The 25,966-nt window shown below is 53.9% G+C and carries 24 protein-coding genes and 1 other annotated feature; of the genes, 13 read left to right on the top strand and 11 right to left on the bottom strand.

Annotated elements, in window-relative coordinates; translation table 11 throughout:
• Positions 1 to 72 precede the first annotated feature (72 nt).
• Positions 73 to 333 carry a type B 50S ribosomal protein L31 gene (locus OGV79_RS09905; protein WP_012133519.1) on the top strand — a complete coding sequence of 87 codons (261 nt, stop codon included), beginning with the start codon at positions 73 to 75 and terminating at the stop codon, positions 331 to 333.
• A 1-nt stretch (position 334) separates the two neighbouring features.
• Positions 335 to 475: a type B 50S ribosomal protein L36 gene (gene ykgO / locus OGV79_RS09900; RefSeq protein ID WP_003859006.1), complete on the top strand. Its 141-nt coding sequence runs from the start codon at positions 335 to 337 to the stop codon at positions 473 to 475.
• A 77-nt stretch (positions 476 to 552) separates the two neighbouring features.
• Here the strand turns inward: ykgO and OGV79_RS09895 are convergent, their stop codons facing one another.
• From OGV79_RS09895 to acrA, 6 genes are all read right to left on the bottom strand, one after another.
• On the bottom strand, positions 553 to 1,023 hold the full coding sequence (locus OGV79_RS09895) for a YlaC family protein (RefSeq protein WP_286468333.1): 471 nt from the start codon (positions 1,021 to 1,023) through the stop codon (positions 553 to 555).
• 113 nt (positions 1,024 to 1,136) lie between these two features.
• Entirely contained in the window at positions 1,137 to 1,688 is a 552-nt protein-coding gene (gene maa / locus OGV79_RS09890; protein ID WP_012133515.1) for a maltose O-acetyltransferase, read from the bottom strand.
• A gap of 183 nt (positions 1,689 to 1,871) precedes the next feature.
• The gene (gene hha, locus OGV79_RS09885; RefSeq protein WP_002892050.1) at positions 1,872 to 2,090 is read right to left on the bottom strand and encodes a hemolysin expression-modulating protein Hha; all 219 of its coding nucleotides are present in this window, start codon (positions 2,088 to 2,090) and stop codon (positions 1,872 to 1,874) included.
• A gap of 27 nt (positions 2,091 to 2,117) precedes the next feature.
• A complete protein-coding gene (gene tomB, locus OGV79_RS09880; RefSeq protein ID WP_012133514.1) occupies positions 2,118 to 2,492 on the bottom strand; it encodes an Hha toxicity modulator TomB in 375 nt (124 codons plus the stop codon).
• 501 nt (positions 2,493 to 2,993) lie between these two features.
• Entirely contained in the window at positions 2,994 to 6,140 is a 3,147-nt protein-coding gene (acrB, locus tag OGV79_RS09875) for an efflux RND transporter permease AcrB (protein WP_012133513.1), read from the bottom strand.
• A 22-nt stretch (positions 6,141 to 6,162) separates the two neighbouring features.
• Entirely contained in the window at positions 6,163 to 7,356 is a 1,194-nt protein-coding gene (gene acrA, locus OGV79_RS09870) for a multidrug efflux RND transporter periplasmic adaptor subunit AcrA (protein WP_286468291.1), read from the bottom strand.
• Between the two features lie 141 nt (positions 7,357 to 7,497).
• Between acrA and acrR the strand changes: the two genes are divergently transcribed.
• Both acrR and mscK read left to right on the top strand, forming a co-directional pair.
• Entirely contained in the window at positions 7,498 to 8,151 is a 654-nt protein-coding gene (acrR, locus tag OGV79_RS09865) for a multidrug efflux transporter transcriptional repressor AcrR (protein ID WP_286468290.1), read from the top strand.
• Between the two features lie 119 nt (positions 8,152 to 8,270).
• Complete coding sequence (gene mscK / locus OGV79_RS09860) at positions 8,271 to 11,633, top strand: mechanosensitive channel MscK (protein WP_286468287.1); 3,363 nt, start codon at positions 8,271 to 8,273, stop codon at positions 11,631 to 11,633.
• 36 nt (positions 11,634 to 11,669) lie between these two features.
• On the opposite strand, the gene OGV79_RS09855 is transcribed toward mscK, so the two are convergent.
• From OGV79_RS09855 to priC, 3 genes are all read right to left on the bottom strand, one after another.
• Positions 11,670 to 12,605 (bottom strand): Rpn family recombination-promoting nuclease/putative transposase, encoded by a 936-nt coding sequence (locus tag OGV79_RS09855; protein WP_286468285.1) that lies wholly within the window; start codon positions 12,603 to 12,605, stop codon positions 11,670 to 11,672.
• A 69-nt stretch (positions 12,606 to 12,674) separates the two neighbouring features.
• Entirely contained in the window at positions 12,675 to 12,842 is a 168-nt protein-coding gene (gene rsmS / locus OGV79_RS09850; protein ID WP_012133507.1) for a pleiotropic regulatory protein RsmS, read from the bottom strand.
• A gap of 14 nt (positions 12,843 to 12,856) precedes the next feature.
• Positions 12,857 to 13,384 (bottom strand): primosomal replication protein N'', encoded by a 528-nt coding sequence (priC, locus tag OGV79_RS09845; protein ID WP_024130585.1) that lies wholly within the window; start codon positions 13,382 to 13,384, stop codon positions 12,857 to 12,859.
• 69 nt (positions 13,385 to 13,453) lie between these two features.
• Between priC and OGV79_RS09840 the strand changes: the two genes are divergently transcribed.
• From OGV79_RS09840 to hemH, 8 genes are all read left to right on the top strand, one after another.
• Positions 13,454 to 13,831 (top strand): DUF454 family protein, encoded by a 378-nt coding sequence (locus OGV79_RS09840; RefSeq protein ID WP_012133505.1) that lies wholly within the window; start codon positions 13,454 to 13,456, stop codon positions 13,829 to 13,831.
• A 150-nt stretch (positions 13,832 to 13,981) separates the two neighbouring features.
• A complete protein-coding gene (gene apt / locus OGV79_RS09835) occupies positions 13,982 to 14,533 on the top strand; it encodes an adenine phosphoribosyltransferase (protein ID WP_012133504.1) in 552 nt (183 codons plus the stop codon).
• A gap of 189 nt (positions 14,534 to 14,722) precedes the next feature.
• Positions 14,723 to 16,648 (top strand): DNA polymerase III subunit gamma/tau, encoded by a 1,926-nt coding sequence (gene dnaX, locus OGV79_RS09830; protein WP_012133503.1) that lies wholly within the window; start codon positions 14,723 to 14,725, stop codon positions 16,646 to 16,648.
• Positions 15,981 to 16,045 (top strand) — a sequence feature (DnaX frameshifting element). (Overlaps the previous gene by 65 nt.)
• A gap of 45 nt (positions 16,649 to 16,693) precedes the next feature.
• Positions 16,694 to 17,023, top strand: a complete 330-nt coding sequence (locus OGV79_RS09825; RefSeq protein ID WP_001515903.1) for a YbaB/EbfC family nucleoid-associated protein — start codon at positions 16,694 to 16,696, stop codon at positions 17,021 to 17,023.
• Positions 17,023 to 17,628: a recombination mediator RecR gene (recR, locus tag OGV79_RS09820; RefSeq protein ID WP_012133502.1), complete on the top strand. Its 606-nt coding sequence runs from the start codon at positions 17,023 to 17,025 to the stop codon at positions 17,626 to 17,628. Before OGV79_RS09825 ends, recR begins: the two co-directional genes overlap by 1 nt.
• 109 nt (positions 17,629 to 17,737) lie before the next feature.
• Complete coding sequence (gene htpG / locus OGV79_RS09815) at positions 17,738 to 19,612, top strand: molecular chaperone HtpG (protein ID WP_012133501.1); 1,875 nt, start codon at positions 17,738 to 17,740, stop codon at positions 19,610 to 19,612.
• Between the two features lie 237 nt (positions 19,613 to 19,849).
• Positions 19,850 to 20,494, top strand: coding sequence for an adenylate kinase (adk, locus tag OGV79_RS09810; protein ID WP_012133500.1), 645 nt, complete (start codon positions 19,850 to 19,852; stop codon positions 20,492 to 20,494).
• Positions 20,495 to 20,670: 176 nt separating this feature from the next.
• On the top strand, positions 20,671 to 21,633 hold the full coding sequence (hemH, locus tag OGV79_RS09805; RefSeq protein WP_047458399.1) for a ferrochelatase: 963 nt from the start codon (positions 20,671 to 20,673) through the stop codon (positions 21,631 to 21,633).
• Between the two features lie 2 nt (positions 21,634 to 21,635).
• On the opposite strand, the gene aes is transcribed toward hemH, so the two are convergent.
• Complete coding sequence (gene aes / locus OGV79_RS09800) at positions 21,636 to 22,595, bottom strand: acetyl esterase (RefSeq protein ID WP_286468283.1); 960 nt, start codon at positions 22,593 to 22,595, stop codon at positions 21,636 to 21,638.
• A gap of 152 nt (positions 22,596 to 22,747) precedes the next feature.
• On the opposite strand from aes, the gene gsk reads away from it, so the two are divergent.
• Positions 22,748 to 24,052, top strand: a complete 1,305-nt coding sequence (gene gsk / locus OGV79_RS09795; protein WP_012133497.1) for an inosine/guanosine kinase — start codon at positions 22,748 to 22,750, stop codon at positions 24,050 to 24,052.
• An 87-nt stretch (positions 24,053 to 24,139) separates the two neighbouring features.
• On the opposite strand, the gene ybaL is transcribed toward gsk, so the two are convergent.
• Complete coding sequence (ybaL, locus tag OGV79_RS09790; RefSeq protein WP_012133496.1) at positions 24,140 to 25,816, bottom strand: YbaL family putative K(+) efflux transporter; 1,677 nt, start codon at positions 25,814 to 25,816, stop codon at positions 24,140 to 24,142.
• Positions 25,817 to 25,966 lie beyond the last annotated feature (150 nt).

Genomic DNA, 25,966 nt, shown 5'->3' with positions numbered 1-25,966 from the left:
ATTATGAGGGTTGAAAAGCGGCAATTTGCGGCGTATTTTATTGTTACGTTATAACATAATATTGAGGCTGTCATGAAACCGAATATCCATCCTGCCTATCGCACCGTGGTGTTCCACGATACCAGTGCGAATGAATACTTTAAGGTGGGGTCAACGATCAAAACCGAGCGTGAGATTGAGCTTGAGGGCGTGACCTATCCGTATGTCACCATTGAGGTGTCTTCTAAATCACACCCTTATTACACCGGAAAACAAAAAACCTTTGATAACGAAGGCAGCGCAGCACGTTTCCAGAAACGTTTCGGAAATTTTATTGGCGCTAAGCGAGGATAAGATGCAGGTACTGAATTCATTGCGTAGCGCAAAGCAGCGGCACCCGGACTGCCAGATAGTTAAACGCAAAGGGCGTTTATATGTGATCTGCAAATCCAATCCACGTTTTAAAGCGGTGCAGGGTCGTAAAAAAAGACGTTAATGATTTGCCAACATTGCAGGGACTACAGTGCGTGCCAGGGACGGTACGCACTTTTTACATCTGCAACAGTGAGAAAACTAGTGGCTTGTTTCTGTGCGAGTGAGCGTGAAAACATCGTAGAAAGAGAGTTCGCCTTTACGCGTTATCATCTTCTGTAATTGTGCTTTCTGGTCGCTGCCAACATGCGGTGACTGAAGAATAGCGTGGATCAGCGTAGGGGGAACGAAGCGCGTGTTATACCATTCTCCGTTATAGCAAACCCTGAAATCCAGCACGTCGATATCCTCGTAGCGATAACGCGGGGCGACATCAAAAAAGAAAAAACCATTCAACAGGACGAATAATACGACCAGCAGCCACACTGAATCCACCAGCGTGTCTGATTGCAGCATGACGGCCAGCGTGGCAAACCAGGCGATATACATGCCAATAAACAGCCCCGGATGTTTGCGAATAAAACTAATACTGAAACGCGGTCTGTTGTCGCGTTTCTCGCGAGCATTGAGATCGTCAATCGTTTCCGTCAGCAGGCGCTGTATTTCTGTCATCATTTGCCTTTGTGATTTCTGTAACATTCAGGGAACAGCCCATTTTAGAAGGGCGAACTTCATGAAAAAAGTAACAGATTAACCACAATTTATCATAACAGTTACAATTTGCTTTACAGCGTTTTAATGATTCGCGCGGGATTTCCACCGACCACAACGTTGGCCGGAACGCTTTTGGTCACGACGGCGCCTGATGCGATAACGGCGTTATCGCCAATGGTGACGCCAGGGTTAATCACGGCGCGACCGCCGATCCAGACATTATTCCCGATGGTTACAGGTTTACCCAGTTCCTTACCGCTATTGCGTTCTGTGGCATCCAGCGGGTGCGTCGCCGTATAGATATGCACGCCAGGCGCGAGCATACAATTGTCGCCGATATGAATCGGGCAGACATCCAGCATCACACAGTCGAAGTTAGCGTAAAATGCTTTGCCGAGGTAAATATTGTAACCGTAATCACAGCGGAAGGAGGGCTCAATATACGCACCGTCGCTCTGGCCTAGCAGGTCGCTCAGAATAGCCTGTCGCGCATTCTTCTCGTCCGGTGCGGAGTGGTTGTATCGATGAAGCAACTGGCGCGCCCGCAGGCGGTCGTTGCGCAATGTCTCATCGGCCGGGCAATATAACTCACCGGCAATCATCTTCTGCTTTTCTTCGCTCATTATGCACTCTTCTGTTTGTGGATTAACTGCCGCAGTACAGTAAAGCGCAACGCCTTTTAAGGGAACGTTCCCGTTACCTTGATGTGATCTAAATCACGAGACGTAAAATAGGAATTAACGGTAAATACAGGGAAGCCCTCGGTCAGGCAGAACGAACGTATTCTCCATAGCGTTATGCAAAAATTAGCGAATGAATTTCCACACGGAGGTGGGAATCTTGTCGTAGAGCTTATTCATCGTCAATTCTGCAAGACGGTGATCTGCTGCTGAGTAAAATACAGCCAATTCATTGTCAGACAATTCATATTTATTTTTCTCTATTACACGTTCCAGCGTGTCTATTGTCTGGCAGCGTCGTAAACGCATCAAATAATCTGTTTTCGTTAATGGTTTATCGGACATAAATCTTACCTATGATTGTAATAATTTTTAACATGACAAGCTAACAGGATTCGCCCTGGTGGCATTGACGAAGCAGCGAAACAGGCGGTTTCCTGATTTTCGCCATTTTTGCAGATCCTGCGCATTAATGCCGTAACTGCTGAACAACATAAAGGTGTCATCCAGATATTCATCTATCTGTGCAATCAGCTTATTGTCCTCATTATACTTAATTTTATAATTAAGTGCGAAGGTTGCAATATGCTCTATCAGTTCATTGAGCTGAAGATTGATTGCCGAAGTAGGGTCATTAACCCAACCGTGGTTGCTTTCTTCAAGGTTTGCAAGACAGTCATGATACAGGGTTTCACAGAGAAATTTAAGCTGTGCGATATCATGTCTTTTGGGTGAGTACTCATCCATAACGCATCCCCTTCTTAGTGGCTTGAACTAACCGAACACCTTTCGGGATGGATACAACTAACTGACCTGGAACTTGCGCTCTTCTCCTGATGTTTTAACTATAATCCACTCTAAAAAAGATTTCATCGTCCTATTACGAAAAATTACAATTAGGTAAAAGTATGTTGCCCCAACGCAATTTTACATTTTAACCGTAAAAGACGATGCCTGAAATGAGGCGATCTTTTTATTGTTTTTGCAATCATTGAGTTATCGTCATTTGTGCTAACAACGATTGTTAAGAAGGCTGTTACACTCACGATATACCAGGAATAATCTTAATGATTTCTTAATTAACGGAAAAAATAAGAAATGACCAGACTCTCTAAGAATAGCCTTTAGCACGCTGGGGATTATATGTCTTATTTATTCTACGGTGAATAAACAAACTAACAATAAGCGCTTTTTATGATTTTTATCCAGAAAAAAGGCCGCTTGCGCGGCCTTTTCACAGGAGATGAATCAATGATGCTCTACCGAATGGCTGTGCTCAATGTCTTCGCTCTTGCGGCTAAAGCGGCGGCGTACCACCACAAAGAAGACCGGAACGAAGAAGATAGCCAGAACCGTTGCGGTGACCATCCCGCCCATTACGCCGGTACCCACAGCATTCTGCGCGCCGGAACCTGCGCCAGAGCTGATAACCAGCGGCATAACACCGAGGATAAACGCCAGAGACGTCATCAGGATCGGGCGTAAACGCATACGTACCGCTTCCAGCGTTGCTTCTATCAGACCTTTGCCTTCTTTATCCATCAAGTCTTTGGCGAATTCGACGATAAGTATCGCGTTCTTCGCCGACAACCCAATGGTTGTGAGCAGGCCCACCTGGAAGTAAACGTCGTTGGTCAGGCCACGGAAGGTTGCCGCCAGCAGCGCGCCGATAACCCCGAGCGGCACCACCAGCATAACGGAGAACGGAATAGACCAGCTCTCATACAGCGCCGCCAGACACAGGAAGACCACGATCAGTGAAATGGCGTACAGGGCAGGCGCCTGGTTGCCGGACAGTCGTTCCTGATAAGACATCCCGGTCCAGTCGTAGCCGATGCCGGATGGCAGTTTGCTTGCCAGCTCTTCCATCATCGCCATTGCTTCACCGGTACTCTTACCTGGTGCCGCCTGGCCGAGGATTTCCATTGAAGGCAGACCGTTATAGCGTTCCAGACGCGGTGAACCGTATTCCCAGCGCGAGGAGGAGAAGGCCGAGAACGGCACCATCTGACCATCGCTACCGCGCACATACCAGTTTCCGATATCTTCCGGCAACATACGGTATTTCGCTTCAGACATGACGTAAACTTTCTTCACACGACCACGGTCGATGAAGTCGTTCACATAGCTGCCGCCCCATGCTGCGCCCAGCGTCGTGTTAATATCGCTAATGGAAACACCCAGCGCCTGCGCTTTTTCCTGATCGATATCGACCTTGAACTGCGGCGTATCTTCCAGACCGTTCGGACGAACGCCGACCAGCAGATCCGGGTGTTTTGCAACTTCGCCAAACAGCTGGTTACGCGCCTGCGTCAGTTTTTCATGACCGAGGCCGCCCTGGTCAATCAACTGGAAGTCGAAGCCCGTTGCCGTACCCAGTTCGACAATCGCTGGCAGGTTAAAGGCGAACACCATCGCATCTTTAATCTGGGAGAATGCGCCCATCGCGCGACCGGTGATCGCATCGACTTTATTCTCATCCCCCGGACGGTCGGCCCAGTCTTTCAACGAGACGAACGCGATACCGGTGTTCTGACCACGACCAGCAAAACCAAAGCCGTTAACCGCAAAGACGGATTCAACGTTATCTTTCTCTTTGGTGAGATAATAGTCGGTCATCTCATCGAGAACTTTCTGCGTACGCTCCTGGGTTGCGCCCGCTGGCAGCTGCGCCATGCTCAGGAAGACCCCCTGGTCCTCGTCCGGCAAGAAGGAGCTTGGCAGACGAACGAACAGGTAAGCCATGCCGACAACGATGATCAGATAGAGCAGCAGATAACGACCGGTGCTGCGCAGGATGTTGCCTACGCTGTCGGTGTAGTGGTGCGTGCTCTTCTCGAACATGTTGTTGAACCAGCCAAAGAAACCTTTGGTTGACCCGTGGCTGCCTTTGGCAACTGGCTTAAGCATGGTGGCGCACAGGGCTGGCGTCAGGATTAGTGCCACCAGCACTGACAGCGCCATTGCGGACACAATGGTGATGGAGAACTGACGATAAATAGCCCCTGTAGACCCGCCGAAGAAGGCCATCGGGATAAATACCGCTGACAGCACCATCGCGATCCCCACCAGCGCGCCCTGAATCTGACCCATTGATTTTCGCGTGGCTTCTTTCGGCGGCAATCCTTCTTCGGACATTACACGCTCGACGTTCTCTACCACCACGATGGCGTCATCCACCAACAGGCCGATGGCGAGCACCATCCCGAACATTGTTAGCGTGTTTATCGAGAAACCGAATGCCGAAAGCACGGCGAATGTCCCCAACAGCACCACCGGCACCGCGATTGTCGGAATCAACGTCGCGCGGAAGTTTTGCAGGAACAGGTACATGACCAGGAACACGAGGATGATGGCTTCTACCAGCGTTTTCACCACTTCGTGAATGGAGATCGTCACGAACGGGGTGGTGTCATACGGGTAAACGATCTTCATCCCTGACGGGAAGAACGGTTCCATCTTCTTCAGTTCTGCACGGATGGCGTTTGCGGTATCCAGCGCGTTCGCACCGGTCGCCAGCTTGATCCCCAGACCAGACGCAGGCTGTCCGTTGAACTTCGCAATGATGTCGTAGTTCTCACCGCCCAGTTCAATTCTTGCTACATCGCGCAGGCGAACCTGGGAGCCGTCCTGGTTCACTTTCAGCAGAATTTTACCGAACTCTTCCGTAGAGGTCAGACGCGTTTGTGCGATGATGGAGGCGTTCAGTTGCTGGCCTTTCACCGGCGGCGTACCGCCAAGCTGACCGGCCGCAACCTGGGCGTTCTGCGCTTTGATCGCGTTAATCACATCCACTGGCGTGAGCTGGAAGTTGTTCAGCTTCGTTGGGTCCATCCAGATACGCATCGCGTACTGCGAACCAAACAGCTGCACGTCACCCACACCTGACGTACGGCTGATGGCGTCTTTCATGTTCGCCGCAACGTAGTCAGAGATATCCTCCTGGGTCATGGTGCCGTCGGTGTTAATGACGCCCACAACCATCAGGAAGCTGCTGGATGATTTCTCAACGCTCACACCCTGCTGTTGAACCTCCTGAGGAAGCAGCGGCATGGCCAGTTGCAGTTTGTTCTGCACCTGAACCTGCGCGATATCTGCATCCGTACCGGATTCGAAGGTCAGGGTGATCTGCACGGTACCCGTGGAGTCACTGTTTGAGGACATGTACATCAGGTTATCGATACCGTTCATGTTCTGTTCGATAACCTGCGTCACCGTGTCCTGCACGGTTTTCGCATCAGCGCCAGGGTAAGTCGCGGAGATCGTCACTGCGGGCGGCGCAATCGTTGGATATTGCGCTACCGGCAGTTTGAGGATCGCGAGGCCCCCTGCCAACATGATGATAATGGCGATCACCCACGCAAATATAGGGCGATCGATAAAGAAATTAGGCATGTCTTAACGGCTCCTGTTTAAGTTAAGACTTAGACTGTTCAGACGGGTTAGCGCTTGCGGCTTGCTGTTCATTATCCGCGGTGACTTCCTGCGCTTTAACCTGCGCGCCAGGACGCACTTTTTGCAGCCCGGTAACAATCACGCGATCGCCCGATTTGAGTCCATCAGTGACTAACCACTTATCGCCAATCGCCTGGTTTGCGACGATCTGACGGGTTTCCACTTTGTCATCGGCGCCGACAACCAATGCACTGGCATCACCGCGTGGCGTACGGGTAACGCCCTGCTGGGGAACCAGCAATGCATCAGGATTGGTGCCTTCTTCCAGACGTGCGCGAACAAACATACCAGGCAGTAAGGTATGGTCCGGGTTAGGGAAGATTGCGCGTAACGTAATAGAACCGGTGGTTTGGTCGACGGTGACGTCAGAAAACTCAAGCGTACCGGATTGCGGATAGGTAATGCCGTCGCTGGTGACCAGCTCGACTTTCGCTTTGCCGTTCTCTTGCTTCAGTTTGCCGCTCGCCAGCTCCTGTTTCAGGCGCAGGAAGTCGTTGCTTGACTGCGTTACATCCACATAGATCGGGTCGAGTTGCTGTACTGTCGCGAGGGCGGTAGCCTGGCCGTTTTGTACCAGCGCGCCTTCCGTTACGGATGATTTACCGATCCGGCCGTTAATCGGGGAGGTCACTTTGGTATACGCCAGATTAATGCGTGCGGTTTCAACGGCCGCTTTTGCCGCCACAACGGACGCATTCGCCTGTTGCGCATCTGCCAGCGCGCTATCGTAGTCTTGTTGGCTGATGTATTTCGTACCCAACAGTTTCTGATAACGTTTAACCGTTAACTGAGTGATATTTGCAGCCGCCTGCGCTTTAGCGAGATCGCCTTTGGCGCTTTCGTAAGCCGCCTGGTAAGTCGCAGGATCAATCTGATAGAGAGACACACCCGCTTCAATGTCGCCGCCTTCCGTAAAGTTACGTTTCAGGATAATTCCGCTTACCTGAGGACGAACTTCCGCAATACGGTATGCATTGGTGCGACCCGGGAGTTCAGTAGTGATCTGTAGAGGTTCAGTTTTGAGCGTCACAACCCCAACTTCTGGCATCTGCTGACCACCTTGTTGGGCCTGTTTGTCGTCACATCCTGTTAGCGCTAAGCTGCCTGAGAGCATCAGAACGACCGCCAGAGGCGTAAACCCTCTGTTTTTGTTCATATGTAAACCTCGAGTGTCCGATTTCAAATTGATCAATGGTCAAAAGTCCACAAACCCATTGCTGCGTTTATATTATCGTCGTGCTATGGTACATACATCCACAAATGTATGTAAATCTAACGCCTGTAAATTCACCGACATATGGCACGAAAAACCAAACAACAAGCACAGGAAACTCGGCAACACATCCTGGATGTAGCTCTGCGTTTGTTCTCGCGACAAGGGGTATCATCCACTTCGCTCGCGGAGATTGCAAAAGCCGCTGGCGTCACACGCGGTGCAATCTATTGGCACTTCAAAAACAAGTCGGATTTATTCAGTGAAATCTGGGAGCTATCAGAATCCAATATTGGTGAGCTTGAGATTGAGTATCAGGCAAAATTCCCCGACGATCCACTATCAGTATTAAGAGAAATTTTAGTCCATCTTCTTGAAGCAACCGTGACGGAAGAGCGTCGACGTTTATTGATGGAAATTATATTCCACAAATGCGAATTCGTGGGTGAAATGGCGGTAGTGCAACAGGCGCAGCGAAGCATCTGCGTGGAAAGCTATGATCGCATTGAACAAACGCTAACACATTGTATTAAAGCAAAAATGCTCCCGGGAAACCTGATGACGCGCCGTGCGGCAATATTAATGCGCGGCTATATTTCCGGCATCATGGAAAACTGGCTCTTTGCGCCGCAATCCTTTGATCTGAAAAAAGAAGCGCGAGATTACGTCGCCATCTTGTTGGAAATGTATCTGCTTTGCCCGACGCTGAGATCGGCGCCTGCCCTCGAAAGCCCCTGATATCATTCCAGGAATTATCCTGGACATTTTCCGTTCCGCTATTCTGTCCGTCACCGCCGTGATATTCTTGCGGCTTGACTATTTCCGGTCATTCTTCCGGTTCAGAAACCTTCACTCCCATGACTATGTTGCAGCTCTATAAACGTTCATCGCATCTTGTTTTTATCTCAATCATTTTCTTTGTGTTATTGCTGTGTGGTCAGTCGTCGGCGTTTGCCCGTGCGCAAACGAATAGCGATCTGCCGTCGAAAGCGGACGTGCAAAGCCAGCTGGATGCGCTGGGTAAACAGAAAGACCTCTCGGCGCTGGATAAACTGGTTCAGCAGGATCTCATCGATACGCTCGCCACGCTTGATAAAATCGATCGGGTAAAAGAGGAGACCACGCAATTACGTCAGAAAGTCGCGCAGGCGCCGGAAAAAATGCGTCAGGCGACGGACGCGCTGAATGCCCTCAGCGATGTGGATAATGACGACGAAACGCGAAAAACGTTGAGCACGCTTTCGCTGCGCCAGCTGGAACTTCGGGTTGCGCAGGTGCTGGACGATTTGCAGAACTCGCAAAACGATCTGGCGACTTACAATAGTCAGCTGGTTTCGCTCCAGACGCAGCCTGAGCGTGTACAAAACGCGATGTATACCGCGTCGCAGCAAATGCAGCAAATCCGTAATCGACTGGACGGCACCAGTGTCGGGGACGGCGCATTGCGCCCGAGTCAACAGGCTCTGCTACAGGCGCAACAGGCGTTGCTTAACGCGCAAATCGATCAGCAGCGCAAAAGTCTGGAAGGCAATACGGTTTTGCAGGATACCCTGCAAAAGCAACGCGATTACGTCACGGCGAACACCAATCGACTGGAACACCAGCTCCAGCTTTTGCAGGAAGCGGTCAACAGCAAACGTCTGACGCTAACCGAGAAGACGGCGCAGGAGGCGATCTCGCCGGATGAAACGGCGCGTATTCAGGCTAACCCTCTTGTGAAGCAGGAGCTGGATGTCAATCATCAACTGAGCCAGCGCCTGATCACGGCAACCGAAAACGGCAACGCGCTCATGCAGCAGAACATCAAAGTCAAAAACTGGCTTGATCGCGCGCTGCAATCAGAGCGCAATATCAAAGAGCAGATTGCGGTGCTGAGAGGCAGTTTGCTGTTGTCGCGTATCTTGTATCAGCAGCAGCAAACGCTGCCGTCGGCAGATGAACTTGTCGATATGACCAACCGGATTGCGGATTTGCGTCTGGAGCAGTTTGAAGTTAACCAGCAGCGTGACGCTTTGTTCCAGAACGACGCCTTTGTGGCCAAACTGGAAGAAGGGCACACTGACGAGGTTAATGACGAAGTGCATGATGCGCTGCTGCAAGTGGTTGATATGCGCAGGGAATTGCTGGATCAGTTGAATAAGCAACTGGGCAATCAGCTGATGATGGCCATTAACCTGCAAATCAATCAACAGCAGCTGATGAGCGTCTCGAAAAACCTTAAAGAGATCCTGACTCAGCAAATCTTTTGGGTTAACAGTAACCGCCCGATGGACTGGGACTGGATTAAAGCCTTCCCGCAAACGCTGAAAGATCAGTTCAGGTCGATGAAAATTACGGTGAACTGGGAAAAGGCCTGGCCTGCGGTATTCATCGCATTCCTCGCGGGACTGCCTTTGCTGCTGATCGCCGGGGTGATTCGCTGGCGACTGAAATGGCTTAAAGCGTACCAGGAGAAGCTGGCGGCCGCTGTGGGATCATTGCGTAACGACAGCCAGCTCAATACGCCGAAAGCGATTTTCATCGATCTGATTCGCGCCTTGCCGGTTTGTCTGATAATCCTTGCGGTGGGGCTGATCCTCCTCACCATGCAGTTGAATATTAGCGACCTGTTATGGGCGTTCAGTAAAAAGCTGGCGTTGTTCTGGCTGGTATTCGGTCTGTGCTGGAAGGTGCTGGAGAAAGAGGGCGTTGCCATTCGGCACTTCGGCATGCCGGCGAAATTGACCAGCCACTGGCGCCGCCAGATTGTGCGCATCAGTCTGGCGCTACTGCCGCTGCATTTCTGGTCGGTGGTCGCTGAACTTTCTCCGCTGCATCTGATGGATGATGTCCTGGGGCAGGTGGTGATTTTCCTCAACCTTCTGCTTATTACTCTGCTGGTGTGGCCAATGTGCCGCGATAGCTGGCGTGATAAGGAGTCGCATGGTTTACGTCTGATCACGATTACCGTGCTCTCCATCATTCCCGTCGCGTTGATGGTGTTGACCGCGACGGGCTATTTCTATACCACGCTACGCCTGTCCGGGCGCTGGATTGAAACCGTCTATCTGGTGATTATCTGGAACCTGCTGTATCAGACCGTGTTACGCGGCCTGAGCGTCGCGGCGCGTCGTATTGCCTGGCGCCGTGCGCTGGCGCGTCGTCAGAATCTGGTGAAAGAGGGGGCAGAAGGCGCGGAGCCGCAGGAAGAACCGACCATTGCGCTGGAACAGGTTAACCAGCAAACGCTGCGCATCACCATGCTGCTGATGATTGCCCTGTTCGGGGTGATGTTCTGGGCGATTTGGTCCGATCTGATCACCGTGTTCAGCTATCTCGACAGCATCACGCTCTGGCACTACAACGGCACGGAAGCGGGCGCCGCGGTGGTTAAAAACGTTACGATGGGCAGCCTGCTGTTTGCCATTATTGTGTCAATGGTGGCCTGGGCGCTGATCCGTAACTTACCTGGCCTGCTGGAAGTTCTGGTACTTTCCAGACTGAAAATGCGCCAGGGGGCTTCGTATGCGATCACCACGATCCTCAACTACATCATCATTGCCGTTGGCGCGATGACGGTATTCGGATCGCTTGGCGTATCGTGGGACAAACTACAGTGGCTGGCGGCGGCGTTATCGGTCGGTCTTGGTTTCGGCTTGCAGGAGATTTTCGGTAACTTCGTCTCTGGCATTATTATCCTGTTTGAACGCCCGGTACGCATTGGCGATACGGTGACTATCGGCACCTTCTCCGGGACGGTCAGCAAGATCCGTATTCGTGCGACCACCATTACCGACTTCGATCGTAAAGAGGTGATCATTCCGAACAAAGCCTTCGTGACCGAACGATTGATCAACTGGTCGCTGTCCGACACCACCACCCGGCTGGTGATCCGCCTTGGCGTCGCCTATGGCTCGGATCTGGACAAAGTGAAAAAAGTGCTGTTGCAGGCGGCGACGGAGCACCCGAAAGTGATGCGTGAGCCAGAACCTGCGGTGTTCTTTACCACGTTTGGCGCCAGTACGCTCGATCATGAACTGCGTCTGTACGTGCGTGAACTGCGCGATCGCAGCCATACGGTGGATGAGCTGAACCGGACCATCGATCGTTTGTGTCGTGAAAATAACATCGACATCGCTTTTAACCAGCTTGAAGTGCATCTGCGCAATGAGAAAGGTGACGAAGTGACGGAAGTTAAACGCGAAATCAAAGGCGACGATCCGACGCCGTCGGTGGGCTAAGTTCTGTTCAGGGCGGCCAGGCCGCCCTGAGTGCCTCTAATGGGAGAGCGCAGACAGCTCTTCTGGCGAGAGTCCGGTTAGGTGGGTGATCAGATCGGGGGCCAGACCGCTGTCGAGCATTTTGAGAGCGATGCTGCGCGCTTCGGCCTGACGACCTTCTTCTAAACCCTTCTGCCGTCCTTGTTGCATTCCTTTTTGCAGTCCGTCTGCTCTGCCTTTCTCTTCCAGCCATTCGGCAATGCTCATCAGTTGCTCCTTATACTGGGGGGCGCGGCTGGCCAGTTTGCGGATCAACGCGCCGGGGTCCGTGGTATTCCCAACCTGCAACATATAGTGTATCAGCACGCTGATTTGGCTACGGGTAAGGTGTTCCTGCGTTAATAGCGTGATTAATTGATCCTGTAATTCGGCCAGATCGCGTCGGCGTATATGCTTTTGCAGTAGCTCCAGCATCGCCATTCGCCGATGCCGCATGATCTGATTATCCGGCATTACGGTCAGGTCCACCAGCGCAAATTCATTGCTGTAAAGGCTATTGGCAAGCGCGGGCTCACAAAACATATTCTGCCAGTTCAGGCTGTAGGGCCACGGGCTAATTGACCCGTGGTAGAACAGTAAGGGAACCACTAACGGCAGCGTGTCGTGCCCGGCATCAAGATGCCGCTGCATGGCGGCGATGGCATAACGCATCAGGCGAAACGCCATGAATTTATCGGGTTTGCTTTGATGCTCAATCAGCGCATAAACGTAGCCTGGTCCATGCGTAGTTTGCAGGGAATAGAGGATATCTGAATAGCTGGCCCGTAAGTTCTCTTCGACAAAACTTCCTGACTCCAGCGTCAGGGAATCCAGATTGCAGATGCGAAGAAAGGTGTCAGGTAAATGGATCTGTAAAAAATCCCGCGCGATCGCTTTTTGCGTCAGCAGTTGCCGAAATACCGCATCATGCGGCGTGGTTGAAAGTCGTTCCATGAACTGTCCGTCGTCATTGTGTCCCGACGCAGACTCTGACATTGACGGTGGGGACGCACCAGCTCCCTTTTAATCGCTTTGCGAGGCGTCTTCCGCGTTTTTTAGTTTATTTTCATAATCACGCTTCACAATTTCCAGCGCGCGTAGCACGGTTTGCGCGGGCAACTGATTCTCTTCAAGCAGGACGATCAGATCGACGGCCAGTTTGACGTCGTCCGGGGCATTCTCAAGCGACATATTTTCTCCAGTGGTTAACGGGTCAGGCGCGCCAGTACGCGCTCTATTTTTTCCAGCGCATGACGACAGCGCGCCAGACGGCCTTCAAACGCCTCGATTTCCCGGTGCAGCGCCTGCTGCTCGGTGAAGCCGGTGACCTGCGCCAGACGGGCTTTACGCTCCTCGGTCATTTCCAGCAGACGACGCTCAAACTCCTGATGCTTTACGCGTTTACGTTGCCAGCGCGCCAGCCCCGGGGAGGCGCTGTCCCACTCCCTGAGCGACCAGGTCGCGGTTTCTCGTGTTATCGCCTCAATCTGTGAAACCAGGCGTTCCGCCAGCCAGGCAATCTGCGGCAGCGTCTGTTGTTCAACCGCATGGCGCAACGCGTCAAGGTTGGTTCCGGCTTCATCCAGATACGCCTTCAATAGCGTGCTGCGGGTGCGAAAAAGATGCCTGTCAAAGCGTGCGCTGAGCGTCGCATGCTGTGCCAGCGGCGCGCTCTGCTGGCGCAGACTGGCGAGCTGGCTTTCCAGCCTGTGTAACAGCATGGCGGTTTTCAATGTAACACTCCGATGAAAATGATAACTGTTATGCTACAGTAGCAGCCTTGTGTGCTACGTACTGTCATTATGAAACGTACTATTTTAATCATCATTGGCTGGCTGGCGGTAGTGTTAGGGACGCTGGGCGTCGTGTTGCCGCTATTGCCTACTACGCCGTTTATTTTACTGGCGGCCTGGTGTTTTGCCCGTTCGTCGCCGCGCTTTCATGACTGGCTGCTTTACCGCTCCTGGTTTGGCGGCTATTTGCGTCACTGGCAAAAGCATCGCGCGATGCCGCCGGGGGCGAAACCGCGCGCTATTGCGTTGATATTGATTACATTCGGTATCTCGCTTTGGCTGGTGCATATGATGTGGGTACGAATACTGCTGCTGGCGATCCTGGCCTGCCTGTTGATTTTTATGTGGCGGATACCGGTGATTGATGAAAAGCAACAAAAGCACTGAAGCGCAATAATCGCTGTTGCAATTGTCTTACGCAGCCAGTAAATTCGACCGTTTTCGAGCACAGGCGCAGACGGTTAAAGGTTAAACAATCGTTACTTTGACCCCCTTAATTCGCGCCGTGAGTAACACCGTAATAGCAGGCATATATCCATGACCGCGACTGCACAGCAGCTTGAGTTTCTCAAAAATAGCATTAAAAGCATTCACGATTACCCGAAACCGGGCATTCTTTTCCGTGATGTCACCAGCTTGCTGGAAGACCCGAAAGCCTATGCGCTCAGCATTGAATTGCTGGTTGAACGATACAAAAATGCAGGCATCACCAAAGTTGTCGGCACCGAAGCGCGTGGCTTCCTGTTTGGCGCGCCGGTCGCGCTGGGCCTGGGCGTCGGGTTTGTTCCGGTGCGTAAACCGCGCAAACTGCCGCGTGAAACGATCGCTGAAAGCTATGAGCTGGAGTACGGCACCGATCAACTGGAAATCCACGTTGATGCCATCAAACCGGGCGATAAAGTGCTGGTGGTGGACGATCTCCTGGCGACCGGCGGCACAATTGAAGCGACTGTGAAGCTGATCCGTCGTCTGGGTGGGGAAGTGACCGATGCCGCTTTCATCATCAATTTGTTCGATCTGGGTGGTGAGCAGCGTCTGGCAAAACAGGGGATTACCTGTTATAGCTTGGTTCCCTTCCCGGGGCACTGATTCAGGCTATCTTATTCGCCACTTTGGTTCCGGCCAGTGCCCGACAAAACGCATTTGCGTTTTGAACGCCGCTTGCGGCGGCTCAAAAGGGTGAGCGTCGCGAATAAAGCCTCACAACCTCGCTGTATTTGCGAGGTTGTGTTAGCATTCCCCCCATGAATCCACCTTCCAGCGTTTCAGAGCCAGCCAATGAGTTATCAGGTCTTAGCCCGAAAATGGCGCCCACAAACCTTTGCTGACGTCGTCGGCCAGGAACATGTGCTGACCGCACTGGCGAACGGCTTGTCGTTAGGGCGTATTCATCACGCATATCTTTTTTCCGGCACCCGTGGCGTCGGTAAAACCTCCATCGCCCGTCTGCTGGCGAAGGGACTGAACTGTGAAACCGGTATCACCGCCACGCCGTGCGGCGTATGTGACAACTGCCGGGAAATCGAGCAGGGGCGTTTTGTCGATCTGATTGAGATCGACGCCGCGTCGCGCACCAAAGTGGAAGATACCCGCGACCTGCTGGACAACGTCCAGTACGCGCCCGCGCGCGGCCGCTTTAAGGTCTATCTGATCGACGAAGTGCATATGCTCTCGCGGCACAGCTTCAACGCGTTGCTTAAAACGCTCGAAGAACCGCCTGCGCACGTCAAATTCCTGCTGGCGACCACCGATCCGCAGAAGCTGCCGGTGACGATTTTGTCGCGCTGCCTGCAATTCCATCTCAAGGCGCTGGATGTCGAACAAATTCGCCATCAGCTTGAGCATATCCTTAACGAAGAACATATCGCGCATGAGCCGCGCGCGCTGCAACTGCTCTCCCGCGCAGCGGACGGCAGCCTGCGCGATGCGTTAAGCCTGACCGACCAGGCGATCGCCAGCGGTGACGGGCAGGTCTCCACCCTGGCGGTGAGTGCGATGCTCGGTACGCTGGATGATGACCAGGCGCTTTCGCTGGTCGAGGCGGTGGTTGCCGCCAATGGCGAGCGCGTGATGTCGCTGGTGAACGATGCCGCCGCGCGCGGTATTGAGTGGGAAGCGCTGCTGGTCGAAATGCTGGGGCTGTTGCACCGCATTGCGATGGTGCAGCTGTCGCCTGCCGCGCTGGGTAACGATATGGCGGCGATTGAGCAGCGCATGCGTGAACTGGCGCGAACCGTGCCGCCAGCGGACATACAGCTCTATTACCAGACGCTGTTGATTGGCCGCAAAGAGCTGCCTTACGCGCCGGACAGACGGATGGGCGTTGAAATGACGCTATTACGCGCGCTGGCATTCCACCCACGTATGCCGCTGCCGGAACCGGAAAGACCGCAGCAATCTTTTGCGCCGGTCGCGCCAACGGCGGTGATGACGCCGACGCAGGTGCCTTCGCAACAATCCGCTCCGGTACGCCAGGAGGTGCCGTTGCCAGATGCCACCAGCCAGGTGCTGGCGGCGCGCAACCAGCTTCAGCGTGCTCAGGGAGCAACCAAAACAAAAAAGAGTGAACCGGCAGCCGCTTCCCGCGCGCGGCCGGTAAATAACGCTGCGCTGGAAAGATTAGCCTCTGTCTCTGAACGCGTTCAGGCGCGTCCGGCGCCGTCTGCGCTGGAACAGACGCCGACGAAGAAAGAAGCCTACCGCTGGAAGGCGACCAATCCGGTGGTGGAAGTAAAAGAGGTTGTGGCCACGCCGAAAGCGCTGAAAAAGGCGCTGGAGCATGAAAAAACACCGGAACTGGCGACCAAACTGGCCGCGGAAGCGACTGAACGCGATCCGTGGGCGGCACAAATTAGCCAGCTATCCCTGCCGAAGCTGGTGGAACAGGTGGCGTTAAACGCCTGGAAAGAGGAGAACGGCAATACCATTTGCCTGCATCTGCGCTCCACGCAGCGACACCTTAACTCCACTGGCGCGCAGCAAAAGCTGGCGGAAGCATTGAGCGCCCTGACGGGAACGACGGTTGAACTGACCATCGTTGAAGATGATAATCCGGCGGTGCGAACGCCGCTGGAGTGGCGTCAGGCGATTTATGAAGAAAAACTTGCGCAGGCGCGTGAGTCGATTATTGCGGATAACAACATTCAGACGCTGCGTCGATTCTTTGACGCGGATCTGGATGAAGAGAGTATTCGCCCCATTTGATCGTAAGCCCGGCTTGCGATTGTAAACCATCAAGAGAGAGAGCTTATGTTTGGAAAAGGCGGTCTGGGCAACCTGATGAAGCAAGCCCAGCAGATGCAAGAAAAAATGCAGCAGATGCAGGAAGAAATCGCCAAACTGGAAGTCACCGGCGAGTCTGGCGCAGGTCTGGTGAAAGTGACCATTAACGGTGCGCACAACTGCCGTCGCGTGGAAATCGACCCAAGCCTGCTGGAAGACGACAAAGAGATGCTGGAAGATCTGGTCGCTGCGGCGTTCAACGATGCGGCGCGTCGCATTGAAGAGACCCAGAAAGAGAAGATGGCGTCTGTCTCCTCCGGTATGCAACTGCCGCCTGGCTTTAAGATGCCGTTCTGATGCAAACCAGCCCGCTGTTAACTCAGCTTATGGAAGCACTGCGCTGTCTGCCGGGCGTTGGCCCGAAGTCAGCGCAGCGCATGGCGTTTACGCTGCTTCAGCGTGACCGCAGCGGCGGGATGCGTCTGGCGCAAGCGCTCACCCGGGCGATGTCGGAAATCGGCCACTGCGCCGATTGCCGCACCTTCACTGAGCAGGACGTGTGCAATATCTGTTCGAATCCGCGTCGTCAGGAAAACGGTCAAATCTGCGTGGTGGAGAGTCCGGCGGACATCTACGCCATTGAGCAGACCGGGCAATTCTCTGGCCGCTACTTCGTGCTGATGGGGCATCTGTCGCCGCTCGACGGCATCGGGCCGGACGATATCGGTCTCGATCGTCTGGAGCAGCGTCTGGCGTCAGAACAGCTCAGCGAAGTGATCCTCGCGACCAACCCGACGGTCGAAGGGGAGGCTACCGCGAACTATATTGCCGAACTTTGCGCGCAATATGGCGTTGAAGCCAGCCGTATCGCCCACGGCGTACCGGTGGGCGGCGAACTGGAAATGGTCGACGGCACCACGCTGTCCCACTCGCTTGCCGGGCGTCATAAGATTCGTTTTTAATCAATCGGGAGAACATTCGCGTTCTCCCGCTTGAAAACTCATTTCCCGTCCCCATTTCTCCCTCAACGCATTTTGACCTTGTAAATGGCATTGTTGAGGTATTTATCCAATGAAAGGACAAGAAACTCGTGGTTTTCAGTCAGAAGTAAAACAGCTTCTGCACCTGATGATCCATTCTCTGTACTCCAATAAAGAAATTTTCCTGCGTGAGCTTATCTCTAACGCCTCAGATGCGGCGGACAAGCTGCGTTTTCGCGCGCTGTCGAACCCGGATCTGTATGAAGGCGACGGCGAGCTGCGCGTGCGTGTCTCCTTCGATAAAGATAAGCGTACGCTGACCATCGCCGATAATGGCGTGGGGATGAACCGTGATGACGTTATCGATCATCTGGGGACCATTGCGAAGTCCGGCACTAAATCTTTCCTTGAATCCATGGGTTCCGATCAGGCGAAAGACAGCCAGTTGATCGGCCAGTTCGGGGTCGGCTTCTACTCTGCGTTTATCGTCGCGGATAAAGTGACCGTGCGTACCCGCGCGGCGGGCGATAAGCCGGAAAACGGCGTGTTCTGGGAATCGGCGGGCGAAGGTGAGTACACCGTTGCGGATATCACTAAAGACGATCGCGGTACGGAAATAACCCTGCACCTGCGTGAAGGCGAAGACGAGTTCCTTGATGACTGGCGCGTACGCTCCATCATCAGCAAATATTCCGACCATATCGCACTGCCGGTAGAGATTGAAAAACAGGAAGAAAAAGACGGTGAAACGATCGTCTCCTGGGAGAAAATCAACAAAGCGCAGGCGCTGTGGACGCGTAACAAGTCAGAAATCAAAGACGACGAGTACAACGAGTTCTACAAGCACATTGCTCACGACTTCACCGACCCGCTGACCTGGAGCCACAACCGCGTGGAAGGTAAGCAGGAGTACACCAGCCTGCTGTACATCCCGTCTCAGGCGCCGTGGGATATGTGGAACCGCGATCACAAACATGGGCTGAAACTGTACGTACAGCGCGTCTTTATCATGGACGACGCCGAGCAGTTTATGCCGAACTATCTGCGCTTCGTGCGTGGTCTGATTGATTCCAACGATCTGCCGCTGAACGTTTCCCGCGAAATCCTTCAGGACAGCACCGTTACCCGCAACCTGCGCAGCGCGTTGACCAAACGTGTTCTGCAAATGCTGGAAAAACTGGCGAAAGACGATGCGGAAAAATACCAGACCTTCTGGAAACAGTTTGGTCTGGTGCTGAAAGAAGGCCCGGCGGAAGATCATGCCAACCAGGAAGCCATCGCGAAACTGATGCGCTTTGCCTCAACGCATACGGACTCTTCCGCACAAACCGTCTCTCTGGAAGACTATATCTCCCGCATGAAAGAAGGGCAGGAGAAGATCTACTACATCACGGCAGACAGCTACGCGGCGGCGAAGAGCAGCCCGCACCTGGAGCTGCTGCGTAAGAAAGGCATCGAAGTGCTGCTGCTTTCCGATCGCATTGATGAGTGGATGATGAATTACCTGACCGAGTTCGACGGTAAGGCGTTCCAGTCCGTGTCTAAAGTTGACGAATCGCTGGAAAAACTGGCGGATGAAGTCGATGAAAGCGCAAAAGAAGCGGAAAAAGCGCTGACGCCGTTCGTTGAGCGCGTGAAAACCCTGCTGGGCGATCGTGTGAAAGAGGTGCGTCTGACGCATCGTCTGACCGATACTCCGGCCATTGTCACCACCGACGCTGATGAGATGAGTACCCAGATGGCGAAGCTGTTTGCCGCTGCCGGTCAGGCCGTGCCGGAAGTGAAATACATCTTTGAACTCAACCCGGATCACGTACTGGTGAAACGCACGGCGGATACCCAGGACGAAGCGCAGTTTAACGAGTGGGTAGAGCTGCTGTTGGATCAGGCGCTGTTTGCCGAACGCGGTACGCTGGAAGATCCGAACCAGTTTATCCGTCGTATGAACCAGTTGCTGGTGTCTTAATCGGCACCGCGTCATGCCGGATGGCGCTAATGCTTATCCGGCCTACGAGCAGGTTGCTTATGTAGGCCCGATAAGCGCAGCGCCATTGGGCATTTTTTATTTTATCCTCTCTTTTTCTTCATTTTCCCGCCGTTAACCGTTTCAGCGCAGGGCGCCTTCCTTGAGCGAATTGCGTGATGGTGGTATCGTTTAGCGCTTTTTTAAAAAATATCGACAACCTTTAAGGGGATTTTCGTAATGCGTATCATTCTGCTTGGCGCTCCGGGCGCGGGTAAAGGAACTCAGGCTCAGTTCATCATGGAGAAATATGGTATTGTGCAAATCTCCACTGGCGACATGCTGCGTGCCGCCGTGAAATCTGGCTCCGAGCTGGGTAAACAAGCGAAAGACATCATGGACGCCGGCAAGCTGGTGACCGATGAGCTGGTGATTGCGCTGGTAAAAGAGCGTATCGCGCAGGACGATTGCCGCAACGGTTTCCTGCTGGACGGCTTCCCGCGTACAATTCCGCAGGCCGACGCCATGAAAGAAGCGGGCATTGCGGTTGACTATGTTCTCGAATTCGACGTACCGGACGAGCTGATCGTTGACCGCATCGTGGGCCGTCGCGTGCATGCGGCGTCTGGCCGTGTTTATCACATCAAATTCAATCCGCCGAAAGTGGAAGGCAAGGACGATGTGACCGGCGAAGAGCTGACCACCCGTAAAGACGATCAGGAAGAGACCGTTCGTAAGCGTCTGGTGGAATACCATCAGATGACTGCGCCGCTGATTGGTTACTACCAGAAAGAAGCGGAAGCGGGTAACACTAAATACGCGAAAGTGGACGGTACTCAGGCCGTTGCCGATGTGCGTGCCGACCTTGAAAAAATCCTCGGTTAATCCGTAAATTGCCCGATGGCGCTACGCTTATCGGGCCTACGGCCTACGATTTTCTTGTAGGCCTGATAAGCGTAGCGCCATCAGGCAAATTCTCATCTTACCTCTCGCAGCAATTAGTTCTTCTTCCTCGCTTTTCCGCTACAATTATCAACAATTTGAATCAATAAGAGGCGGTAATGCGTCAGACGAAAACCGGTATCCTGCTGGCTAACCTCGGCACTCCCGATGCCCCAACTCCTGAAGCGGTTAAACGCTATCTGAAGCAATTTTTAAGCGATGAGCGCGTGGTGGATACTTCCCGCCTGCTGTGGTGGCCGCTTTTACGTGGTGTGATTTTGCCGCTGCGCGCGCCGCGTGTCGCAAAACTGTACCAGTCTATCTGGCAGGAAGGCGGATCGCCGTTGCTGGTTTACAGCAGGGAGCAACAGCAGGCGCTGGCAGAGCGTCTCCCGGATACGCCCGTTGCGCTGGGGATGAGCTACGGTTCGCCGTCGCTGGAAAGCGCGGTCGATGAACTGCTGGCGAACCACGTCGATCACATCGTGGTGCTGCCGCTCTACCCGCAATACTCCTGTTCGACGGTGGCGGCCGTCTGGGACGAACTGGCGCGTATTCTGGCGCGTAAACGCAGTATTCCAGGCGTCTCGTTTATTCGTGACTACGCTGATGACAATAGCTATATCACCGCCCTGGCAAATAGCGCCCGTGCCTCGTTTGCTCAACATGGCGAGCCGGACTTGCTGCTGCTCTCGTATCACGGCATCCCGCAGCGTTACGCTGACGAAGGCGACGACTACCCGCAACGCTGTCGCGATACTACCCGTGAACTGGTCTCCGCGCTTGGTCTGGCGCCAGAAAAAGTGATGATGACCTTCCAGTCTCGCTTTGGCCGCGAGCCGTGGCTGACGCCGTATACTGACGAAACGCTGAAAATGCTGGGCGAAAAAGGCACCGGGCATATTCAGGTGATGTGTCCGGGTTTTGCGGCGGATTGTCTGGAAACGCTGGAGGAGATCGCGTTGCAAAACCGGGAAATCTTCCTTGAGGCGGGTGGTAAAAAATACGAATACATTCCGGCGCTCAATGCCGCGCCGGAACACATCGATATGATGCTGAAGCTGACCGCGCCGTACCTCTGAGGCTATTTTAACTGCGCCATAAAGAAACGCGCGCCATCCTGTAGCGCATCGTCAGCGGTTTTCATCATGCGTGAATAGTGCAGGAAGGCGTGCAGCGTGCCGGGGTACATCCGGTACTCACTGGGCTGATTATGCGCCTGGAGCGTCTGGTGCAGTAGACGGCTGTCATCAAGTAACGGATCGAACTCCGCGCTGGCAATAAAGCAGGGCGGCACATTGCGGGTCAGATCGTTATTGAACAGGCAATACCAGGGGGATTCGCGATCCTGCTCGTCACGCAGATAGGCGTTTTCATATCTCTCCAGATCCTGACGGGTTAAGCCGTCCCATTCTCCGCCAAATAAACGGCGGCTGGGCGAATCCTGTAACCCGTAGAGACCATACCACAGCAGCGTGGCGACCACGTTCCCGCATACAATCTGCTTATCGCGCAGCCACAGTGCGCTGGCGAGCGCCAGCATAGCGCCTGCGGAATCCCCGGCAAAACCGATTTGCGCCATGTTCAATGCGTATTCATCGGCGCGTTGATGAAAGAACCGACATGCCGCGACGGTCTCCTCAATCGCCTGTGGGAAACGCGCCTCGGGAGAGAGCGTATAGTCGATGCCGACGACCGTACACCGCGTATAGCTCGCCAGCAGCCGCATAATGCGGTCGTGGGTATCCAGATTGCCGAGAATAAATCCGCCGCCGTGCAGATAAAACAGCGTTGCCCTGCTGTTGTGCTGTGGATAATACAGACGCGTGGCGACCTCGCCGTAGGGTGTGGGAACCGCCGCCGTCCGCGTTGCCATCTGCGGCGCTCCGGCGTTCCAGAACCGGCGCTCGCGGGTGTAGTGCTGGCGCTGCGCCGCAATGTCATCCGCAGGCCACGGCGGCAGCTCCGCCTGATGAACGTTGATGACGGCCCTCATCTGCGCAGAAATAAGATCGATAACGGGAATTTTGTTTTCTGGCTTCATAACGCGCTCCTTGTGAAATGCCTCCATTGTAGAAAGCGATCGCCAATAAACTGCGATCTCACCGTCCGATATTGAAACTCCGCGCCTCGTCGCGCGGGCAGGGGGGAATGTGCTACCATGCACCGCTCAGTTATCCACCTGTAAACACAATCATGAAATTTCCCGGTAAACGTAAATCCAAACACTATTTCCCCGTTAATGCCCGTGACCCGCTGTTGCAACAAATTCAGGCTGAAAATGAAACCAGCGCGTCATGGGTGGTCGGTATCGATCAGACGCTGGTGGATATTGAAGCGAAAGTCGATGATGACTTTGTGACACGTTATGGATTGAGCGCCGGGCATTCTCTGGTGATTGAGGATGATGTCGCAGAAGCGTTGTATCAGGAGCTGGTGCGTGAAAACCTGATCACCCACCAGTTTGCCGGTGGCACCATTGGTAACACTATGCACAACTACTCGGTGCTGGCGGACGATCGCTCCGTTCTGCTGGGCGTGATGTGCAGCAACATTGAGATTGGCAGCTACGCCTACCGCTATTTATGTAACACATCGAGCCGTACCGACCTCAACCACCTGCAAGGGGTTGATGGCCCCATTGGCCGCTGCTTTACGCTGATTGGCGAATCCGGCGAGCGTACCTTCGCCATCAGTCCCGGCCACATGAACCAGCTTCGGGCGGAGAGCATCCCGGAATCGGTGATTGCGGGCGCATCTGCGCTGGTGCTGACCTCCTATCTGGTGCGCTGTAAACCGGGCGAGCCGATGCCGGAAGCGACCATGAAAGCCATTGAGTACGCGAAAAAGCATAATGTGCCGGTGGTGCTGACCCTGGGGACGAAGTTTGTTATCGCCGATAATCCGCAGTGGTGGCAGGCGTTCCTCAAAGAGCATGTCTCCATTCTGGCGATGAATGAAGAAGAGGCGGAAGCGCTAACCGGCGAGAACGATCCGCTGCTGGCGTCTGATAAGGCGCTGGACTGGGTGGATTTGGTGCTGTGTACCGCCGGGCCAATTGGGTTGTATATGGCGGGCTTTACCGAAGATGAAGCGAAACGCAAAACCCAGCACCCGCTGCTGCCGGGGGCGATTGCCGAGTTTAATCAGTATGAGTTCAGCCGTGCGATGCGGCATAAAGATTGTCTCCATCCGCTGCGGGTCTACTCTCACATCGCCCCGTACATGGGCGGGCCGGAAAAAATCATGAATACCAATGGCGCGGGAGACGGCGCGCTGGCGGCGCTGTTACATGATATTACCGCCAATAATTATCACCGCACCAATGTGCCTAACTCCAGCAAGCATAAATTCACCTGGCTGACCTATTCGTCTTTGGCGCAGGTGTGTAAGTATGCGAACCGTGTGAGTTATCAGGTATTGAACCAGCATTCCCCACGGTTGACGCGCGGTCTGCCGGAACGGGAAGACAGCCTCGAAGAGTCTTACTGGGATCGCTGAGTTATTGCCGGATGGCGCAGCGCTTATCGGGCCTACAAGAAAATCGTAGGCCGGATAAGATTACACCGCCATCCGGCATCACGCCGTTTAACCCGTTACCACTTCGCCTGCGGGTGGGGTTTCCAGCAGCTCCAGCATGGTGCGGGCAATTTCACGCTCGCCCATTACCACCTGATTCGCCCCGCGCTCGGTGATGTATTCCACCTCATCGTCATAATGCGCGCGCGCGATAATCTCAATATGCGGGCATTTCTCGCGGGCGGAGGCCACGATTTCACCGGCTTCGTAACCGTTTGGAATGGTCAGCAACAGCCAGCGAGCGCAGTCCAGATGCGCCAGGTTCATGATCTCTTCGTTAGCGGCATTCCCCAGTACGGCGCGAATACCGCGTTCACGCAACTCATCCACGCGGGTACGTGAGGTTTCAATGACCACCAGCGGAATGCCTGCCGCCATCAGTTTTTCGCCCAGCAGACTACCGACGCGGCCAAAACCGACCAGCAGCGCGTGGTTGCAGATATCCACCGGAATCTGCTTCTCTTCTTCGATCGCTTCTTCCAGCGTCTGCTCTTCCAGCGTTTCCGTTTTGGCGAGGTATTTCTCTAACAACGCAAACAGCACCGGGTTGAGCATAATCGACAGAATCGCGCCCGCCAGCACCAGGTTCTGCCCTGCCTGCGGCAGCAGATCCAACGCCATGCCCAGACCTGCCAGAATAAAGGCAAATTCACCAATCTGCGCCAGGCTGGCGGCGATGGTCAGCGCGGTGCGCGGCGAGTGCCCGAACAGGCGAACCAGGAAGAAAGCGGCAACCGATTTACCGAAGATAATAATGGCCAGCGTAGCCAGTACCGCCATCGGCTGTTGAATCAGGATTAACGGGTCAAACAGCATCCCGACGGAGACAAAGAACAGGACCGCAAAGGCGTCGCGAAGCGGCAGCGTATCGTGCGCGGCGCGGTGGCTCAATTCTGATTCGTTTAACACCATCCCGGCAAAGAAAGCGCCCAGCGCAAAGGAGACATCGAACAGCTCGACGGCGCCAAAGGCGATGCCCAGCGCCAGCGCCAGCACGGAAAGGGTAAACAGTTCACGGGAGCCGGTAGCGGCGCTGCGCGCCATAATCCACGGCACCAGACGGCGCCCAACCAGCATCATAATGGCGATAAACGCCACCACTTTACCAATGGTGATTCCCATATCAACTGCCAGCGACGCGAAGCCGACATCGCCTTTTTCCAGCATTCCCGCCACGGCGGGCAGAAGAACCAGCGTCAGAACCATCACCAGATCTTCCACAATCAGCCAGCCGATGGCGATTTGCCCGCGCTGACTGTCAATAAGCTGTCTCTCTTCAAGCGCGCGCAGCAGCACCACGGTACTGGCGGTTGAAAGACATAACCCGAAGACGATACCGGTCATGAGCGACCAGCCCAACACCGCTGAAAGCGCCATACCCAGCAACGTCGCCACGGCTATCTGGGCGATCGCGCCGGGAATGGCGATGGCCTTTACCGCCATCAGATCCTTCAATGAAAAGTGCAACCCGACGCCGAACATCAGCAGGATTACGCCAAGCTCCGCCAGTTCAGGCGCAAGTTTGGTATCCGCGACAAAACCCGGAGTAAATGGCCCCGCAAGAACGCCCGCTAACAGATATCCCACCAGAGGAGAAATACGCAGTTTATTGGCAAGCATGCCGAGTATAAAAGCGAGCACGAGGCCGCCAACAATGGTGGTAATAAGCGGGGTGGCGTGATGCATTCCGTCTCCTTTGGTCGTTATGTTGATCCATTTTTGGTCGCCCTGGCGTCATCGCTCGCACAGCCTCACAAACGATGGCGCCAGAGAAACCAAAATTCCAGGTAATAGTTTATGACAATTTCGATGTTTATGTTTATGAATAATTGTTGA

The sequence above is a fragment of the Citrobacter sp. CK185 genome (assembly GCF_030333565.1).
GTDB classification, from domain to species: domain Bacteria; phylum Pseudomonadota; class Gammaproteobacteria; order Enterobacterales; family Enterobacteriaceae; genus Citrobacter_B; species Citrobacter_B koseri.
The sequence above is the reverse complement of the archived record's forward strand: the minus strand, read 5'-3'. Positions and strand labels throughout refer to the sequence as shown.

Coding starts and splice junctions, on each gene's coding strand:
- OGV79_RS09905 (WP_012133519.1), top strand. CDS start 73: ATGAAACCGAATATCCATCCTGCCTATCGCACCGTGGTGTTCCACGAT.
- apt (WP_012133504.1), top strand. CDS start 13,982: ATGACCGCGACTGCACAGCAGCTTGAGTTTCTCAAAAATAGCATTAAA.
- acrB (WP_012133513.1), bottom strand. CDS start 6,140: ATGCCTAATTTCTTTATCGATCGCCCTATATTTGCGTGGGTGATCGCC.
- adk (WP_012133500.1), top strand. CDS start 19,850: ATGCGTATCATTCTGCTTGGCGCTCCGGGCGCGGGTAAAGGAACTCAG.
- OGV79_RS09825 (WP_001515903.1), top strand. CDS start 16,694: ATGTTTGGAAAAGGCGGTCTGGGCAACCTGATGAAGCAAGCCCAGCAG.
- htpG (WP_012133501.1), top strand. CDS start 17,738: ATGAAAGGACAAGAAACTCGTGGTTTTCAGTCAGAAGTAAAACAGCTT.
- rsmS (WP_012133507.1), bottom strand. CDS start 12,842: ATGTCGCTTGAGAATGCCCCGGACGACGTCAAACTGGCCGTCGATCTG.
- OGV79_RS09855 (WP_286468285.1), bottom strand. CDS start 12,605: ATGGAACGACTTTCAACCACGCCGCATGATGCGGTATTTCGGCAACTG.
- acrR (WP_286468290.1), top strand. CDS start 7,498: ATGGCACGAAAAACCAAACAACAAGCACAGGAAACTCGGCAACACATC.
- ykgO (WP_003859006.1), top strand. CDS start 335: ATGCAGGTACTGAATTCATTGCGTAGCGCAAAGCAGCGGCACCCGGAC.
- OGV79_RS09840 (WP_012133505.1), top strand. CDS start 13,454: ATGAAACGTACTATTTTAATCATCATTGGCTGGCTGGCGGTAGTGTTA.
- maa (WP_012133515.1), bottom strand. CDS start 1,688: ATGAGCGAAGAAAAGCAGAAGATGATTGCCGGTGAGTTATATTGCCCG.
- dnaX (WP_012133503.1), top strand. CDS start 14,723: ATGAGTTATCAGGTCTTAGCCCGAAAATGGCGCCCACAAACCTTTGCT.
- tomB (WP_012133514.1), bottom strand. CDS start 2,492: ATGGATGAGTACTCACCCAAAAGACATGATATCGCACAGCTTAAATTT.
- hha (WP_002892050.1), bottom strand. CDS start 2,090: ATGTCCGATAAACCATTAACGAAAACAGATTATTTGATGCGTTTACGA.
- mscK (WP_286468287.1), top strand. CDS start 8,271: ATGACTATGTTGCAGCTCTATAAACGTTCATCGCATCTTGTTTTTATC.
- aes (WP_286468283.1), bottom strand. CDS start 22,595: ATGAAGCCAGAAAACAAAATTCCCGTTATCGATCTTATTTCTGCGCAG.
- acrA (WP_286468291.1), bottom strand. CDS start 7,356: ATGAACAAAAACAGAGGGTTTACGCCTCTGGCGGTCGTTCTGATGCTC.
- recR (WP_012133502.1), top strand. CDS start 17,023: ATGCAAACCAGCCCGCTGTTAACTCAGCTTATGGAAGCACTGCGCTGT.
- ybaL (WP_012133496.1), bottom strand. CDS start 25,816: ATGCATCACGCCACCCCGCTTATTACCACCATTGTTGGCGGCCTCGTG.
- gsk (WP_012133497.1), top strand. CDS start 22,748: ATGAAATTTCCCGGTAAACGTAAATCCAAACACTATTTCCCCGTTAAT.
- hemH (WP_047458399.1), top strand. CDS start 20,671: ATGCGTCAGACGAAAACCGGTATCCTGCTGGCTAACCTCGGCACTCCC.
- OGV79_RS09895 (WP_286468333.1), bottom strand. CDS start 1,023: ATGACAGAAATACAGCGCCTGCTGACGGAAACGATTGACGATCTCAAT.